The organism is Novosphingobium sp. NDB2Meth1, from assembly GCF_900117425.1.
GTDB lineage: Bacteria > Pseudomonadota > Alphaproteobacteria > Sphingomonadales > Sphingomonadaceae > Novosphingobium.
The window spans coordinates 12,467-28,613 of sequence record NZ_FPEH01000029.1 but is presented as its reverse complement, the minus strand read 5'-3'; the positions used below and the strand labels follow the sequence as shown (position 1 = coordinate 28,613).

11 protein-coding genes are annotated in these 16,147 nt (G+C 62.1%); 6 read left to right on the top strand and 5 right to left on the bottom strand.

The genetic code is table 11. The features are described from left to right. Positions 1–7: 7 nt before the first annotated feature. The 3 genes from NDB2M1_RS18000 to NDB2M1_RS17990 form a co-directional block, all read right to left on the bottom strand. On the bottom strand, positions 8–730 hold the full coding sequence (locus NDB2M1_RS18000; protein WP_072384213.1) for an ArdC family protein: 723 nt from the start codon (positions 728–730) through the stop codon (positions 8–10). Positions 731–812: 82 nt separating this feature from the next. After that, a complete protein-coding gene (locus tag NDB2M1_RS17995) occupies positions 813–2,891 on the bottom strand; it encodes a ParB/RepB/Spo0J family partition protein (protein ID WP_072384212.1) in 2,079 nt (692 codons plus the stop codon). Between the two features lie 142 nt (positions 2,892–3,033). Then, the gene (locus NDB2M1_RS17990) at positions 3,034–7,242 is read right to left on the bottom strand and encodes a strawberry notch-like NTP hydrolase domain-containing protein (RefSeq protein ID WP_072384210.1); all 4,209 of its coding nucleotides are present in this window, start codon (positions 7,240–7,242) and stop codon (positions 3,034–3,036) included. Positions 7,243–7,446: 204 nt separating this feature from the next. Here NDB2M1_RS17990 and NDB2M1_RS17985 point away from each other — a divergent pair, with 204 nt between their 5' ends. From NDB2M1_RS17985 to NDB2M1_RS17970, 5 genes are all read left to right on the top strand, one after another. Continuing rightward, positions 7,447–7,770, top strand: coding sequence for a helix-turn-helix domain-containing protein (locus NDB2M1_RS17985; protein WP_072384209.1), 324 nt, complete (start codon positions 7,447–7,449; stop codon positions 7,768–7,770). Then, complete coding sequence (locus NDB2M1_RS17980; RefSeq protein ID WP_072384208.1) at positions 7,767–9,029, top strand: type II toxin-antitoxin system HipA family toxin; 1,263 nt, start codon at positions 7,767–7,769, stop codon at positions 9,027–9,029. The genes NDB2M1_RS17985 and NDB2M1_RS17980 overlap by 4 nt, the downstream gene beginning before the upstream one ends. A gap of 342 nt (positions 9,030–9,371) precedes the next feature. Next, a complete protein-coding gene (locus NDB2M1_RS17975) occupies positions 9,372–10,526 on the top strand; it encodes a PepSY-associated TM helix domain-containing protein (RefSeq protein ID WP_072384207.1) in 1,155 nt (384 codons plus the stop codon). A 23-nt stretch (positions 10,527–10,549) separates the two neighbouring features. After that, entirely contained in the window at positions 10,550–10,753 is a 204-nt protein-coding gene (locus NDB2M1_RS22235; protein ID WP_143146830.1) for a hypothetical protein, read from the top strand. Beyond that, the gene (locus NDB2M1_RS17970; RefSeq protein ID WP_365759634.1) at positions 10,750–12,912 is read left to right on the top strand and encodes a TonB-dependent receptor; all 2,163 of its coding nucleotides are present in this window, start codon (positions 10,750–10,752) and stop codon (positions 12,910–12,912) included. The genes NDB2M1_RS22235 and NDB2M1_RS17970 overlap by 4 nt, the downstream gene beginning before the upstream one ends. A gap of 290 nt (positions 12,913–13,202) precedes the next feature. Here the strand turns inward: NDB2M1_RS17970 and NDB2M1_RS17965 are convergent, their stop codons facing one another. Together NDB2M1_RS17965 and NDB2M1_RS17960 are read right to left on the bottom strand one after the other, a co-directional pair. Further along, on the bottom strand, positions 13,203–13,979 hold the full coding sequence (locus tag NDB2M1_RS17965; RefSeq protein ID WP_253185943.1) for a DUF7146 domain-containing protein: 777 nt from the start codon (positions 13,977–13,979) through the stop codon (positions 13,203–13,205). A 139-nt stretch (positions 13,980–14,118) separates the two neighbouring features. Continuing rightward, on the bottom strand, positions 14,119–14,385 hold the full coding sequence (locus tag NDB2M1_RS17960; protein ID WP_072384204.1) for a WGR domain-containing protein: 267 nt from the start codon (positions 14,383–14,385) through the stop codon (positions 14,119–14,121). A 645-nt stretch (positions 14,386–15,030) separates the two neighbouring features. Between NDB2M1_RS17960 and NDB2M1_RS17955 the strand changes: the two genes are divergently transcribed. After that, positions 15,031–16,113 (top strand): replication initiation protein, encoded by a 1,083-nt coding sequence (locus tag NDB2M1_RS17955; RefSeq protein WP_072384203.1) that lies wholly within the window; start codon positions 15,031–15,033, stop codon positions 16,111–16,113. Positions 16,114–16,147 lie beyond the last annotated feature (34 nt).

Below are 16,147 nucleotides of genomic sequence, written 5' to 3'. Positions count from 1 at the left end.
CGCATGATCAGGACTCCCGTCCTGAAATCGCACAGCAGGCCGTACGATGGTTGGGAAACAGCAGCGCGCAAAGGCCATCGACTGTCCTCGAAATGAGGACACTTGCGATGTTACATACTTCGTGCGCTTTGGTGGCGACATATCCGTCCTCGGTGCGGAAGGCGCCGCGTTCTGGAAGCTGGATATAGTCTCCGCCCGGAGAGAAGAATGCACGGTCACCGCCATGGCGGATATCAGCAGGTATCGGAGCAAAGAAGGCCTCGATGGCCGCTGCCTTCACAGAGGGTTGCGGCGGTGCTTCGGGGACCGGACTGGGATAGAAATGCGGCGGCAGGCCTTCAATCTGCGAGGCATTGAAAACGCTGTAGGATCGCATGAACCGGATGGTTTTCGACGTCTCCTCGCCAGTCGCCTGATCTACGTCGGTCTTGCTCGTGCTGTTGAAATAGATGCTCGGCTCGGCCGTCTCACCCTTGCGCACTTGCCCGCCCAGTTCCTGAGCCTGACGATAGGTCATCCAGTAGCGCGAGGCGTAGCCGAAGCAGTCGGCGACAGCCCAGAGATAGAGGCGATTGATCCCGGTGTAGGGCAGTCCGCCTGCACGCAAGGGCGCGCCCCCTGCCCCGGTCTTTTTCCAGGGCCGCCGCCAGGGCATTGTGCCGGCCTCGATCCGTGCAATGATGAGATTGGTAATTTCCTGCGCGACATCGCGCTTTGGTCCGCGGCGCATCGGCATTTCCCTTCTTGGAAGAAAAAGGCCCGGTCACTCGAGTGAGCGACCGGGCCAGGACATCAGGAGGAGGGTGAGGCGTTCAGGCAGCCACTGCCGAGTCTGTGGCGGCGCCTTCGGGTTCCTCTTCGGCATCCGACAGTGCGTCCACCCCGTCGATCGCGTCGATGTCGGCCGTGCCGTCTTCGGAGGCATCAGGATCAGCGCTTTGTGCGCCCTCCGGCATGGCCGCACTGAACTTCATGGCCTCGGGCAGCCAGGCAAGGGCGGCTTCCTTGACCTCCTGCTCGATGATCGCCTTACCGGCGAAGATCGTCTCGCACGTCTTGGCGAGGTCCGCCTTCTTGGACGCCGCATAGCGCGCAGCGAGGTCACTTCCGCCAACCTCGGTCAGCGCGGCGAGGCAGGAAGTCTTGCTCACCCGGTCGAAGAAATTCTCGGCAGTCGGCCGCCACAGAGCCGCAACGTCGACATCGAGCATCGACCCAAGCACGGCATGAACCGGATGATACTCGGATCCATAGCCCTTCTTGGCCTCGAGCGAGAGCGCCACCGCATAGGCAAGCCAGGCCGCCTTAGCGTCATCTTCGAGGTCGCGGAAGGCGATGAAACGGGCCGCAACACTGCCCTGCTCCTGCCACGCCTTGTCGAGACCATCCTCGGCCTCGGCGAGAATGCCCTCGGCCGCTGATTGCGGAACCTCGCCGGTCGCAGGATCGCTCGGCCGTCCCGCCTTGATCGAGGTGCCCTTCCCCTCATAGCTGCGATTGTCCGCGAGCGCGAAGATGGCGAAATCGAGGGCAAGCCCCGGATCGCCAAGCAGGCAGGCCGACAGGATATTGCGGCGCTGAACGGCGAGCTCGTCGAACAGCCTCGCGCTGATCGGCTTCTCGCTTCCGGGTGCGATCGCCTCAGGCCGTGCGGGAGCACCACTTGCGCGGCTCCCTGAGGTCGGCGCTGGCTCTTCTGCCGTTGCGGTGACATTGCCTTGGTCATCAGTCTCGAACGACAGCCGCTTCTCGCTGTAGTAATCGGCCTCGAGAACCATCTCGCCGCGGGTGGTGAGCACGAGGAAGCGGCCGACTTCACCGCGCCATTCTTCAGGCAGCTCGCGAACCGGATTGTTGAGGTCGCTGCGTTCGGCATCGAGAGCCTCGTATTCGGCCTCGAGCTTTCCGAAATCGACGTCCTCTTGCTCTTCACCTTCATCGAAGATCGCGTTGATCTCATCGATCCGGGCATCGATCTCGTCGATGCGGGCGCGCGCCGTTTCCGAGAGGGGCACGGGCGGGAGCCGGACAGCGGAGACGCCCATCTCGCTGCGCGCCTGCCAGGAATTGCTTGCGGCCACCGGGCTGATCCAGGCGAGACCGGTCTCCGAGGTCAGGCGTTCGGCTTCCGCTTCCATCTTTTCGGAAGCGAGCCGGTGCGCGATCTCGATATCGATCCAGCGATCCTCGCCCGCATCGCTGAACAGGTCGCGCTCGACCTTGCCGCCGGCAGCCACATAGGCATCTTCGCCGATCAGAAGCGCGATAGGGTCATTGCCGCGCATCGAACCGGTGGCGACCATGCGGCGAATGGCGTCGGCGCTGGGGTTGTAGGCATGGCGCATCTGCTCGAAGACGCGCATCTGCACTTCGTGCTGGTCGGTCGCAGCATAGGCCTTGGCGATTTCGAGGGTGATGTCGCCGGCGGCGAGTGCCTCGAAGATCGGCACTGCCAGATTGGCAAGGCGCAGCCGGCCTTCGACGAACCGCTGGGTGAGTCCGAAACGCTTGGCAACGGCCGCGATATCGCTGCCTTCCTTGATGAAGTGCTGGAACGCGCGGCATTCTTCAGCCGGAGACATGCCGACCCGCTGGAAGTTCTCGGCGAGCGAGGCTTCGCCCGCGGTATCTTCACTACCCTCGAGCAGCTTGCATTCGACTTCGGCATCCGCAGCCCAAGCACCGCGATCGATGATCATGCCAATGGCGCGCAAGCGGCGGCCACCGGCGATCACCGCATACTGGCCGCGCTTCTTGCTCTTGGTCACCAGCAGGTTCTGCAAGAGCCCGCGGGCCTCGATGTCCGCAGAGAGCTGCGCATCTTCTTGGTCGTTGCGTGTTTTGCGCACGTTCGCATCGCTCAGATAGAGCTTGGAAAAGGGAATCAGCATCTCGGTCACTCCTGATCTGCTCCCGGCCATCACCGGGGCACAGATCCCCTCCCCCTCCCCTTGTTTGCGGGGTTCAAGCATCCAAGATCCTGTGCACTTGTCGCAGTCGCCATGGGTTCAGCGCCTCCGGCGCTGCCTCTCATCACTGAATCAGGAGAGCCGCCAGCACGGCCTCTGCTGCCGTTGTCGGTATGAACACCCGGGTGCGGAACGAAATTATCTCGGTGAAACAGCCGATGCTCTTCAACCAAGGCAGCTGATCGACAGGGGCGCCAACGATCTCGTAGCGCTGCTCGTTGGCGACCCGCGATGACTTTATGATGGCTTCGAACGGTTGCTTGATAGGTATCGTCCGATGCTCGCCGAGTGCCTTGAGGATCGCTTGCTCCGAGAGTTCGACACTCGAGGTAATGTCGAACTTCTGCAAAAGGTTTGCGACGTCGAGCTCGTGAACGATGCGGCCGAGCCAGCTGCGTCCCTCCTCATCGACGATCCGCCGCACCTCCAGATATTCGATCGGAAGGCTCGACCATATCGGTAGAAGCAGTCCTGTGGCGAGGTAGACCTTTTCGGTTGTCAGCTTCTCGGCCAGCTCAGCAACTTCGGCACACCAGAGTTGCTCGAAGGTCTCCCGAGGACATTCCGCCCACGCAGACTCGGTTAGATCATCAAGGTGATGGTATTCGCGGCGCAGCGGTCGGTGGAGAATGACGCGGCGGATCAGTTCGCCCCGATCGGTCATGAAATGCCGGGACGGCTCAGCCAGCGCCGCCCTGCCGCTCTTGGTATTGTGCATCAGCACGCACCCGTCCGACAGGTCGAGGCGCTGCTTCACCCTTTCCAGCGTGATTGGCCGGGTACGCGTCCTGAGCGCGAGCTGGAGGAGGTGCGAGGTCGCCCCGGTCCGTGCATCCGTTCGCAGCACAATATCTTCGATGACCTCGGCACTTTCGACCTGGATCGTTTCGACGCCTACATCGAGAGAACCGGCCTCACGCGCTGCGGAAACCCGGGCTTCAACGAGCCCGAGAAATTCATCGAAGATTGCGTTCTGCATGCCGATCGGCAGGGCAAGAATCCGATTGAGCCACCGCTGGATAGGGGGAAGGTCTTCTTCGAGCACCCCATCCTGGGAGACGATCGTCAATCCACTGCGGCGCTCGAAGTCGGACAAGGTCACGCTCTTGAGCTTCCCGTCTGCCAGAAGGGCGAACCAGCTGGTGAGCGCGGCCTTGGCATAAGGGCTTTCGAGATTGTCCGCTGGATCGAACAGATTCTGACCACCGGTCTGGCGCTGGCCGCGCGTCAATGCCCCAAGGCTGTCTAGGCGCCGCGCGATCGTGCTGGTAAAACGCAGCTCACCTTTGCAGTTGGTCGTGACCGGCCTGAATAGGGGGGTGTTCGCCTGATGGGTGCGATGGGTGCGGCCGAGGCCCTGGATGGCCCGGTCAGCGCGCCAGCCCGGCTCTAGAAGGAAATGCACCCGGCGCTTCTGGCAGGCTGCGTCGAGGCTGGCATGGTAGGAACGCCCCGTTCCGCCTGCATCGCTGAAGACGAGAATGGGTTTGCGGCCATCCATGAACTGGTCGGTCTCCGACTGGTTCGTTCGGGGGGAACGGGTCTCGAGGCGCTGGCTACCATCGGCCTGAGAAATGAGGCGCTTTGTGCGCCCGGTGACTTCTGCGACCTTATCCGTCCCGTAGTGTTCGATGATCCCGTCGAGGGCTGGCTTGATTGGCGGCATCGCGCAAAGATGCTCGATCAGCTCGGCGCGCCGGGCGATCGCAGCCTGGTTGTGCACGGGGCGGCCGTCCTCGTCGAACATCGGCGTCGAACGGGTAGCACCGGTGTCGTCGGTGTAGAACGTCATCTGCTGGGTGGGAAAAGCGCGCTCGAGGTATTCGATGACCGCATCAAGCGGGCTGAGATCAAGGTCGAGTTCGGCCCGCTCTTCGGGTGAAAGGCTGTCGAGCCTTCGGTCGAGGATGCTTTCGGCGGTCGAGACCAGCTGAACCACGACCACGTCATCCTGGTCCAGGTGCTTATTGATGGCGCTGATCAGAGTCGGGAGCTTCATCGAAAGCAGCAGCTGGTTGAAGAAGCGCTGCTTGGTGCTTTCGAAGCGGCTGCGGGCTGCGGCCTTCGCGCCGCCGTTCAGCGTGCTGCCGTCGATCTCGTCGACCACACCGGTCAGCGCGAGCGCCTCCTCCATGTTCTGGTGAATAATCGCCCAAGCATCCGCATAGGTGTCGTAGACAGCGATCTGCTGGGCCGTCAGGTCGTGCTTGAGGATTTCGTACTCGACCCCGGCAAAGCTCAGCGCCCGTGCCTGGTAAAGCCCAAGGGCCTTAAGGTCGCGCGACACCAGCTCCATCGCAGCGATGCCACCTGCCCTGATCTGGCTGATGAAATCCTCGCGGTTGGCAAACGCCGTTCCTGGTCCCCAAAGGCCGAGCCGAACCGCATAGGCGAGATTGTTGACTTCAGAGGCCCCGGTCGCCGAGGCATAGAGCACGCGGGCCTTGGGCAGATGGTTCTGGAGCATGACGCCGGCGATGCCCTGCTGGGAACCTGATTTGCTCCCGCGGGCGCCCTCGCCTCCTGCCACCCCGCCCATTTCGTGGCTCTCATCAAAGGCGATGACACCTTCGAAATCCGCCCCGGCCCAGTCCAGCAATTGCTTCAGGCGGGTCGCATCCTGCCTCTGACTGCGCAGTGTGGGATAGGTTACGAAGAGGATCCCCTCGCGGAACGGCACTGGCTGATCGATTTTCCAGCTGGAGAGCGGTTGAATGTCGGCAGGCATCCCGCCGATCGCGCTCCAATCCCGGCGCGCATCTTCGAGCAGGCTCTCGTTCTTGGATACCCAGATCGCCTTGCGGCGTCCGGCTAGCCAATTGTCTAGAATGCAGACGGCAATCTGCCGGCCTTTGCCCGCGCCAGTGCCATCACCGAGGAAGTAGCCCTTGCGGTAGCTGTGTCCGTCTTCGGCCAGAGTGAGAGCGACACCTTCGTCGGCCGGGACGAACAGGCCGGGCAGATACTGCTGCCAGGCATTGCCGGCATAGATCACCGTCTCGAGCTGCGCTTCCGAAAGCAGGCTTTCTTTGAGGATGCGGTCCTGCAGGCTGGGGCAATACTCCGGCACCGGCGCCGGTATGGAGCCCATGGCCACACTTTCCACCAGCGGGGTCGGGTGCGCCTTTGCACCATCGATGTCGATCCGGCTCGGGCGGTAAGGCAGATAGACACCGGCCTGCTCGCCCAGAGGGCGCGGTGTTGCCAGGCTGCGAAAAACAAGCGGCGATATCGATGGCGCTTCGATTACGCGCGGCTTAGCCGCAGGCGACTTTGCACTTGTGCGCATCGCCTTGAAAAGCGTGCCGGGCTTGGTCTGCTGCCGTGCGGAAATTGCTGAAGGGTCGCAAGCTGCCCGCTTTACGACTGTGACTGCCTCGGCAATCTCGACGACAGTCGATCGGGCAAGAATGGCAGGACGGATGTTCCCGGGAACCTTGTCGATCACATAGAGGCGAACCGGCACGCTGGTCCCTTGCTTGTGGTAGCATCTGGCAAGGCGGCAAGCTGCATGCACGGTGCAATTCTCGAACGTCTGGTCATAGATCTTCGAAAGCCTGGCACTGGTGGTGAACCAGTCCGGCATGATAGCGACAAGTCTGCCGCCAGGAGCCAATCGACCGAGCGCGGCGCGCAGATGGCGGACAGCAGCGAATTGATCGACGCCCCTTCCCTCCGATCGGGAGAACGGGGGGTTCATGAGAATCAGGCTGGGGCGCAGCGAAGGATCCAGCGCGGAAGCTAGCATCGCACCGTCGATCCCGGTAAGCTTGGCATGTTTGAACAGCAGAGCGAGTTTCTCACGGCGTTTGGGATCAAGCTCATTGAGGTGTAGCTGTCTGACTGTCGTTAGGCTGGCCACGAGCGCACCATGTCCCGCACTCGGCTCCAGCACGATGTCGTCTGGCCGGGGCTGCGCAAGGACAGTCGCGAGTGCCGCAAGATCGGCGGGCGTGGAGAACTGTTGAAACCGGATCTGGTCTTCGCTCCTAACCGTATGGGTTGGCAGTTGCTCAACCAGAAGGCTCAGGGCGGTGATGTCGTCTAGGCGCACCGGACGGGATAAGCCTAGCAGGTGGCGGGTCACCCCTGCTTCGAAGAGGTCATACGCATCGCGCTGTGCCCAGCGGCCCTCAGCCGAGCTTCCTCCATGGAGGCGCTTCATTGCGTCGAAGAGCGTCATCTTCGTAAGCGATCCACAGGCGATCTCGAGCGCGACTTCGTCGATGACCTGATCAAGGCGGGTGTCGAACGGGGTGAAAAGATCGGTCATGCGCTGCTCCTGATGCTGATGCGCACCACAGCCTCCCCCTCCCCTTCCGGTCCGGCAGCGCGAAGCCTGGAATTGCGCTAAGGGCGCAGACCAAGGTTCAGCTTGGAAAAGCGGCCGAGACCTCAGCCTTACGGCAAGAGAGACTCGTAGGCCAAATATGGCCGTTAATTTGACCACAGGAAGCATATAGGCCATATGTGGCCCATGTTTTTGACCCTTCAGGATCAGCTCACGGGCCTCGGCAAACGGATCAAGGCTCGCCGCCTGGCCCTTGACCTCACCCAGCAAGCGGCAGCTGCCAAAGCAGGCGTGGCCCACAGAACATGGCGGCGGATGGAGACCGAAGGCAGGGCGTCCATCGAAGACCTTGTTCGCGCTGCCATTGCACTGCGCTGCGATGAGGGCATTGCCGCGCTGTTTCCGCAAGTTCCGGCGACCAGCATGGATGAACTGCTTGCACAGCAGCGTCAGGCAGCCAAGCGGCAGCGCCAGCGTGCCAGCGGGCGCTCAAGCGGAATTGGGTCATGAAGCTGGCTCCGGGAACGCCTTTGGCGGTTGGACTGCTGACCAACGAGACTGCAGCGCCGCGTTCGGTCGGCAGGCTGGCGATGGCCAGCGGATTGGCTCAGCTCGAATGGTCGGCAGAGATCATCGCTGCGCGCCTTCCGATATCTCCGCTTCACTATCCGGCTGAGCCCGGCCTGCACCCTGCCCGCAGCCGAATGTTCGAAGGCCTTCACGGTTTCCTTTCAGACTGCCTGCCCGACGCCTGGGGCATGCTGCTTTTGAAACGGCGGCTTCAAAGGATGGGTCACCCGTTCGAAGACCTTAATGCGGTCGACCGGCTCGCCCTTGTGGGCACGAATGGTCGGGGAGCCCTCGTCTTCCAGCCCGAGACGCTTGGGTTCGAGGCTTCAGGCACCATCGACCTGGATGCTCTGGCCGATGAATCGCGCCAGGTTCTGCTCGGCGAGGAAACAGAGCTCGAAGCGCTGCTGGCACGCCTGGGCGGCGGCTCGGGCGGAGCGCGGCCGAAAGTTCACGTGGCGATCGACGCGGACGGCAAGCTGTCCGCCGGAGACGAGCTCGCTGCCGCGGGAACTAAGAACGCGGGTGCGGAATGGATCGTCAAGTTTGCAGCGACCAATGACCCTGCCGATATCGGGCCATTGGAGGAGGCCTACGCCCGGATGGCACGCGCCGCAGGGATTGTTATGGCAGAGACGCGATTGATCCCGTCGGCGAACGGTCCGGGTCATTTCGCGACAAGGCGCTTCGATCGACCGGCACCGGGCAAGCGGCTACATATGGTCAGCCTCGGCGGAGCGCTTGAAGCGTCGCCGCATATGCCCAGCGTCGACTACGACGGGTTCCTGAAGGCGACCTTGGCCATCACTCACAGCATGGCAGACGTCGAGCAGGCCTTCCGGCGAATGGTCTTCAATGTGCTCGCGCGAAACCGGGATGATCATGTACGCCAGCATGCTTATCTGATGGACGACCAAGGGAACTGGCGGCTTGCACCGGCCTTTGACCTCACCTTCTCGAATGGCCCGGGCGGCGAGCATTACATGGCCGTCTTGGGCGAAGGGCGCACCATCACCCGTGAGCATGTCGAGAAGCTCGCAAAGGTCCATGGGGTTTCGCCGAAGCGTACGGCTTCGATCGTAGACGAAGTTCGTGCAGCGCTTTCCAACTGGGCGTCGTATGCGCGTGACGCGGGGGTAGGGGTCTCTATGGCTCCTGTGTCAGAGGGTTTAGGTTTGGTGGCGCAAGAGTTTGGCTGAGGGTGGCTTGGCTAACCGGAAGCCGACAGTGCCCCGCTGAGGCAGGTTCCGACCAGAGCCGGACGAAACCATTAGCGCCGACTAAGGTCCGGTTCTCGCCATATCCGACACCCAGCGTTCGCCCGATGCGTTATGTCCGATGGGGGTATCTTGGCCAAGAAAGCGCGAGGTTGATCGTTACCCGAGGAGACATCCACGACTTCATAGAGATGTGATGCCTGAACAGCGTTGAACTGCGTAAAGCCGTGGTAGGGCAACCTGCCATCGGCTTTACACAAGTTTGCTAATGCGAATGATTATCATTGACAAGTCATAAGGCTTCCCTCTAGCGCTCGCCCCTATATGCGGACGAGCACAGTCAGAGCCTGGGATTGGGTCCATCGGTGGAGCAGCCTCGTCTGCACGCTGTTCCTGTTCATGCTGTGCATCAGCGGCCTGCCCCTGATCTTCCATGAAGAGATCGATGCGCTGAGCGGCGAGCACGCGCCCGTCGGAGCAGCTTCGGCCCGGTCCGGCCAGCCTCTCGATCGTATCGTCACTGCGGCAATGGCCGATTATCGGCGCACCGCAGGGCGTTTCGGTGTGCCGCTGTTCATCGGCTTCAGCCAGAAAGACCCGCGCATCACCGTCACGCTCGGCCCCCGGGCCGATGCAAGTGCGGCCGAGATGCGGCTGTTTACGTATGATCGCACCAGCGGCGACCACCTTGGCGAACAGCGGCAGGACGGGATCATGGCGCTGATCCTCAGGTTGCATGTGGACCTGTTTGCCGGCTTGCCTGGGATGCTGCTGCTCGGTGTAATGGGCCTGCTTTTCGTGCTCGCGATCGTATCGGGCCTCGTGCTCTACGCGCCGTTCATGCGCCTCCTCCCGTTCGGTACCTTGCGGCGCGGGCGTAACCGCCGGGTCGGCCTGCTCGACGAACACAATCTGCTGGGCGCCGTGACGATGGGATGGGCGCTGGTTATCGGACTCACCGGTGCGATCAATGCCTTTGCCGATCCGCTTATCGCGATGTGGCGGCAGGGCGAGCTTGCCGCGATGGTCGCCGCCTCGGGCCATGCGCCAGCAACAGATGCCGCGCACCGCGCCTCGCTCGATCAGGCCATGGCCGCCGCACAGGCTGCGCAGGCGGGCCTGTCGCCCCAATTCATCGGTTTTCCGGGCGGGGCGTGGAGCAGCAACCACCACTATGCCGTTTTCTTCCAAGGCGACACACCGCTGACCAGCCACCTCCTGACTCCGGCACTGGTCGACGTCGCAACGGGTAAGGTGGACGCGATCCGGCCGATGCCGGTTTCAATGCAGGCGCTGATGCTCTCGCGTCCGCTCCATTTCGGCGACTATGCCGGGCTTTCGCTCAAGATCGTGTGGGCTTTGCTCGATCTGGCGACGATCCGCGTGCTGTGGTCGGGGCTTGTCCTGTGGTGGGGCAAGCGCCGCCGCCCTGCTGCGCGGGGCGCTGCGGCTCTGCTCTCACAGAGCGCCCGCGCATGAGCCGGCTGCCTGCCCGCCGCCCCATGGCCATCCTCGCCGCGCCGCTCGGAATCGCATCGCTGGTCGTTGCCGGCCTGATCGCCGGCCTCACCGGTTCGGGCTGGCGTGATGCCTTTTGCACCGGTGCGCTCGCCGTGCCGCTCTTCGTCTTCCTGTTTCACTTCCTGCGGCGGTCCCGGCCCAGTGCCGGATCCGATTGCCGCCCCAACCAGAAAGCCAGACCGTGAAGCCTTCCTTCCTGCTCGCCACGAGCATGTTCGCCCTGCCGCTGGCCGCGCTGCCGACCGCCGCCAATGCCGATGCCGCGCCCGACACTCCGGCACAGGGCGAGATCGTGGTCACGGCTCAGCGCACCAATGCGACTGCCGTCAGCGGCGAGGGCGATCTGGGCGCACTCGGCAACAAGCGGGCAGAGGACGTGCCGTTCACGGTACGCAGCTACAACGAGGCGCTGATCCTCAACCAGCAGCCGCAGACGCTGGGGCAGGTGCTCGAAAACGATCCGACCGTGCGCACGAGCTACGGCTTCGGCAATGCCTCTGAGCAGTTCGTCATCCGCGGCTTTGCTCTCTACGGTGACGATGTCGGGCTGAACGGCCTTTACGGCATTGCGCCGCGCCAGCTGATCGCGCCCGAACTTTTCGAAAGCGTGCAAGTGCTGAACGGAGCCTCGGCCTTTCTCAACGGCGCAGCGCCAGGCGGATCGTCGGTGGGCGGCAGTGTCAATCTGCAGCTGAAGCGGGCCAGGAACACCCCGCTCAACCGCGTCACCCTCGGATATACCTCGGGCAGCCATTTCGGCGGTAGCGCGGACGTCTCGCGCCGCTTCGGCAAGGGCGGCGCGTTCGGCCTGCGGGTCAACGGGGCCTTCCGCAGCGGCGACGTGGCGATTGACGGCGAGTTCCGCCGCACCGCGACCCTCGGCGCGGCGTTCGATTGGCGCGATGACAACACCCGGCTTTTCGTCGATCTCGGGTACCAGCGGGTCGAAGTGAAGGGCCTGCGCCCCAAGGTCACCATCGGCACGCCGACAATCCCGGCGGTGCCTGGGGCCAGCGCCAACTATGCCCAGCCCTGGACCTACACCACCTTGCGCGATCTGTTCGGCGCGATCCGTCTGGAGCAGGATCTGGGCACCAATGCCCAGCTCTATGTAACCGCCGGCGCGCGCGATGGCAGCGAGCAGGGCATCTACGGCGGGATCACCGTGCTCAACGCAGCCACAGGCGCTGCAAACGGCAACGCGCTCTATGTGCCGCGCACCGACAACAACGAAGCGCTGGAGGCCGGCCTGCGCGTTAAGTTGGGTAAGGCCGTCACGCAGGAGTTCAATATCGGCGGCAGCGCGGTGTGGCAGGTCAATCGCAACGCCTTCGATTTCCTTTATGGCCCGGGCTTTGCCGGGTTCGCGACGAACATCTACGACACGCCTGTCGCCGCTATTCCGGCTTCGGCCTTCGTCGGCGGGAACCTCAAGAACCCGTTCCCGATCAGCCGCACCCGGCTGCTCTCGACGTTTGCTTCGGACACGCTCGGCCTGTGGGGAGACCGGGTGCTGATCACCGGTGGCGTCCGCCTGCAGGAGATCCGTGTCAAAAGCTACAACTACTACAACGGCGGCCGGCTTGATGGCACCTACGGCAAGTCCGCACTCACCCCCATCGTCGGCCTTGTTGTGAAACCTGTGTCTGGCCTGTCGCTGTTCGCCAACCGGATCGAGGCGCTGCAGCAAGGGCCGACCGCGCCGATCGACGCCACCGTGATCAACTCGGGCGCCGTGTTCGGCCCGATCAAGTCCACGCAGTACGAAGTTGGCGGCAAGCTCAGCGCGGGCGGCTTCAACATCGGCCTCTCGCTGTTCAGGATCGATTTGCCGGTCGGCTATTCGGTCGACGCCGGCGGCGGAAAGAAGCGCTTCGGCCTGTTCGGCGAGCAGCGCAACGAAGGCATCGAACTGACAGTGAACGCCGAGCCGGTGAAGGGCCTGCGCCTGATCGGCGGCGGATCGGTCGTTGATGCGCGCCTGCGCAAGACAAGCGGCGGCGTGAACCAGGGCAACCGCGCCGTTGGAGTGCCTGAATGGACCGCCAATGCCGGCGCGGAGTGGGACATTGCCACAACCGGCCTCACTCTCACAGGCCGCGTGGTCCACACCGGCAAGCAGGCGGTGAACGTGGCGAACACGCTCGAGATCCCGGAATGGACGCGCTTCGATCTGGGCGCGCGCTATGTGCTGGTGGCCGCTGGCAAGCCGCTCACGCTGCGCTTCGGCGTCGATAACGTGGCCAACAAGCGCTACTGGGCCTCGGCCTTCGATGTCTTTTCGGCGGCGCTGCTGCAGGGCCAACCCCGCACCTTCAAGGCGAGCGCCTCGATCGATTTCTGATGTTGCAACAACAGCGAAATCATTGATCCGGCCTGCCGGTCAGCGAACTTTTGCGGTGCTCATTGGTCCCTTGGAACAAGCTGATGTGTGAGACGCGGCGGCTTAGCCGGTCGCTGGTTTCGGCGTGGGCTCTCACCGGATCAAGCCATCCCGCTCCAGTCTGCCAACTATCCTGCCCGTCAGCGGCATGGTTGGAGTGGATCGGGCCCACCGTCGCCCCATCGGCCGGTCCCGCCGAAAGCCGTCATCGCATTGGATAGCTATGAATGGCAGGAATGTCCCAGCTTTCGTCATTCGCCGATGCTACTGCCCCGACGGTTCATCCGTTCGTTGAAGTCCGCCCAGTCGATGCCCCAGCTTGGAGACCTTCGCAAAATTCGGAGGCCTGGTCTGGCGTAGGTCTTGCTCGCTTGATGCGCAGCATTCTGTCCAGGTGCATCGTTGTCCTCGGCAATGATTAGCGTATGGATCCCCTTCGGAAGATGGAGGAGTGGCAAGCGAGCAGCGCCCATGGCCGCCCAGCAGGTCACGCCGGTCAGACTTGTGAAGGCGGCCGCGTCTTCGAAGCCTTCCGCAATTGCCAACACCCCATCAGACAATGTTGGTTGCCATGCCCCCTGCCCGCAGCTCCCCAGCAAGAACTTGCCGCGATGTCGGCCTGATCTAGGGTCCAGGATGATCCTTTGAACCGCCACAAGCCGGCCTAGGTCACGCACGGCCACAAGCAAGGCTTGATGAAACGCAGTGTCTGGCTTTCGGCCAAGAGGGCACCGCGGATGGAACCGGATGTCGGGAAGGTCCGGGAGCAGACATCTGCCAACGAGATAGCGCTCTCCCAGCGTTCCATGAACGTCGATCGCATCATCCCACAGGCGCTGAGCCTGTCGCCTAGAGTCTGCATTTTGAGCTGGACGGGGTTCGATGCCTTGAACTCTATCTGCACTCCGCAAGGCACGTATGATGTCCCTTGGATTGCAGCCGGCAAAGCAATGCACGAGGACCCCTGATAATCCTTGGCGGATCGATAATGAGGGCGTTTTATCGTCATGGGCAGGGCATCGGCACATGGCGTAGGAGCCGTGCCATGTGCCGCGCAGAGCTGTGACAAGGTTGATCGTGTCTTGAGTTGGTCGGAGTGCTGTTAGGGTCATAAGCTTCACTCGCCACTCCCCCCTTCCCTCCCTTGCAGATGCGCGTGCAAGGCGGTCATTCGACCTCTTGGTAACCTACTCCTATTCGCTTGAGGGCGCTCTTGCGTCTTTCACGGACCTGCCGGGCGATGATTTCGGCTTGTGCACTGTCAGGACAACTCAGGGTTACCCCCTGCCCTTTTGAGCCGATCCTCCCCCAGCGACGTTCAACCGTCGTCCAACCGAACAGATCGGTTTCGATCCAGAGATGGTAGGCACGGGCAACATTGCGTGATGGGTCGATGGCCTGCCAATGCCAAGACTGACTGATGGGTGTTTTCATGGTGGCTTGGTGACAGGGATATCGGCTGTGGGTCCAACCGGAAATTTGAATCACTTCACTCGCTGTGATTCACGGAAGCGATTGGATGGCAGGCGCTAGCCCTTCTCCCTTAGAAACATCATTATAAAAACGCCGCTGCTTGCAGCGGAAGGATTCTTGATTCTAAGGATTCAGATTCAAGGTCAAATTTTGACCTGAATTCAGCACTCTAAGCCGAACTTCCTGACCAGATGGGGGTGTTAGGCTGACCAGATGGGGGCTGAGCCCTGACCGAGCGGGGGCATTCACCTGACCTGCTGGGGCCATCCTGACCGCTTGGGGGACGGGCCTTCAGCACGCTGCTCAGTGGGCTAACTTCGCCCGCAAAAATCAAAATTGCCCACTAATCAGCGCTCTGTCCATAAACTTGCCGACTCGTGGAATCTCCTAGGATTCGGCCTCCTGTTCACAGACCTTCATTCCTGACCTCTTGGGGGCTCCCGAAGAAATCCCATCCTGACCTGACTTGACGACTGAGGTCAGGTCAGGCAGCAATCAGTCCTTCAAAGAATCAAGCTCTGATCGCACTATGGCATGGCAACTGATGATAGCCCAATAGTAGAAGCTTCCGAGGAGAAGCCAGAAGAAGGTTCCCCCGGACGTGCGATGCGCGTTGCCGCTGCATTGAAGGCAAAGGGTGGCGACGAGTTCGCCAAACCGGGCAACATCATTGAAATCAAATTCGTCAAAGGTGAGTCGCTTAGTCTGACGGCATCGCGGTTATTGGCGCTCATGATCCTGACCGCAGGTGGAGATGCATGGGAAGATCGTCCTCATCGCATCCGCAAAGCCGATATCCGCCGAGGCCACAAAGGTAACGAGCGGATCAGCGACATGCTTCAGGAGCTCCATCGCACTCTGTTTGCTGTGGATGATAAATCTTGGCGCGGAAAAAAGGCTACTCTCCTGTTCTCACTGATCTCGCGGTCTAAAGAGGAGACTGACGAGGAAGGTGGTGAGACGGGTTGGATCGAATGGGAGTTCACGCCCGATGCGCGTAAGCTGATCCAGGCTTCTGAGACCTATGCCGTGCTTAACCGGCAAGCGGTCTTGGGTTTCCGCTCGAATTATGCGCTCAAGCTTTACGAGCTTGGAGCCCTTCGCCTCCATCGCCGCCAAGCAACCTGGCGAGGAGATATGCAGGCACTGCGTGCAGCGCTCGGGATCCCGCCTGATGTCTACACGGACTTCGCTCAGCTTCGACGCAAGGTGCTTGAGAAGGCGAAGTCTGAAATTGACCAGCTCGCTCACTTCCGTGTCGAATGGCGTGAGATCCGGCAGGGACGAACGGTCACTGAACTCGAGTTTCGGTTTGAACCCAAAGGTGCGCCCGAGGTTCTCGAAACCGTAGACGAGCTCGACAGGCACTCGGCGGGACGCCAAGCGAGGCGGACAGGTTCGGTCGAAACAGTAACTGCGGGGCAGGGGGCAATAGCAGCACCGCCCAGCGCGGCGCCTGCGATCAAGCAGTCAGAGTCCACCTTCCCGTCGTCTGGCTCGATCCGCTTCGGGCACGCCGATTTGCTTGAAGTCGCCCGAAAGCATGGCGGTGGATGGGATGTTGATCTTATCGCGAGCGGCTTTCGCGAACACATGGGCAATCGGTTGCAGAAGCTTCGTGGCGCCAAGCTCATCGCTGCTTGGAAGGGCTTTTGTGAGGGCTGGGTAAACCGGCGCGGGCGGCCCTGACGCTCAAGAATTGCACGCGTGCAATTCGCCATGC

Excerpts from the sequence above, each read along its gene's own strand:
- NDB2M1_RS18000 (WP_072384213.1), bottom strand. The coding sequence starts at position 730 with ATGCGCCGCGGACCAAAGCGCGATGTCGCGCAGGAAATTACCAATCTC.
- NDB2M1_RS17995 (WP_072384212.1), bottom strand. The coding sequence starts at position 2,891 with ATGCTGATTCCCTTTTCCAAGCTCTATCTGAGCGATGCGAACGTGCGC.
- NDB2M1_RS17990 (WP_072384210.1), bottom strand. The coding sequence starts at position 7,242 with ATGACCGATCTTTTCACCCCGTTCGACACCCGCCTTGATCAGGTCATC.
- NDB2M1_RS17985 (WP_072384209.1), top strand. The coding sequence starts at position 7,447 with ATGTTTTTGACCCTTCAGGATCAGCTCACGGGCCTCGGCAAACGGATC.
- NDB2M1_RS17980 (WP_072384208.1), top strand. The coding sequence starts at position 7,767 with ATGAAGCTGGCTCCGGGAACGCCTTTGGCGGTTGGACTGCTGACCAAC.
- NDB2M1_RS17975 (WP_072384207.1), top strand. The coding sequence starts at position 9,372 with ATGCGGACGAGCACAGTCAGAGCCTGGGATTGGGTCCATCGGTGGAGC.
- NDB2M1_RS22235 (WP_143146830.1), top strand. The coding sequence starts at position 10,550 with ATGGCCATCCTCGCCGCGCCGCTCGGAATCGCATCGCTGGTCGTTGCC.
- NDB2M1_RS17965 (WP_253185943.1), bottom strand. The coding sequence starts at position 13,979 with ATGTGCCGATGCCCTGCCCATGACGATAAAACGCCCTCATTATCGATC.
- NDB2M1_RS17960 (WP_072384204.1), bottom strand. The coding sequence starts at position 14,385 with ATGAAAACACCCATCAGTCAGTCTTGGCATTGGCAGGCCATCGACCCA.
- NDB2M1_RS17955 (WP_072384203.1), top strand. The coding sequence starts at position 15,031 with ATGCGCGTTGCCGCTGCATTGAAGGCAAAGGGTGGCGACGAGTTCGCC.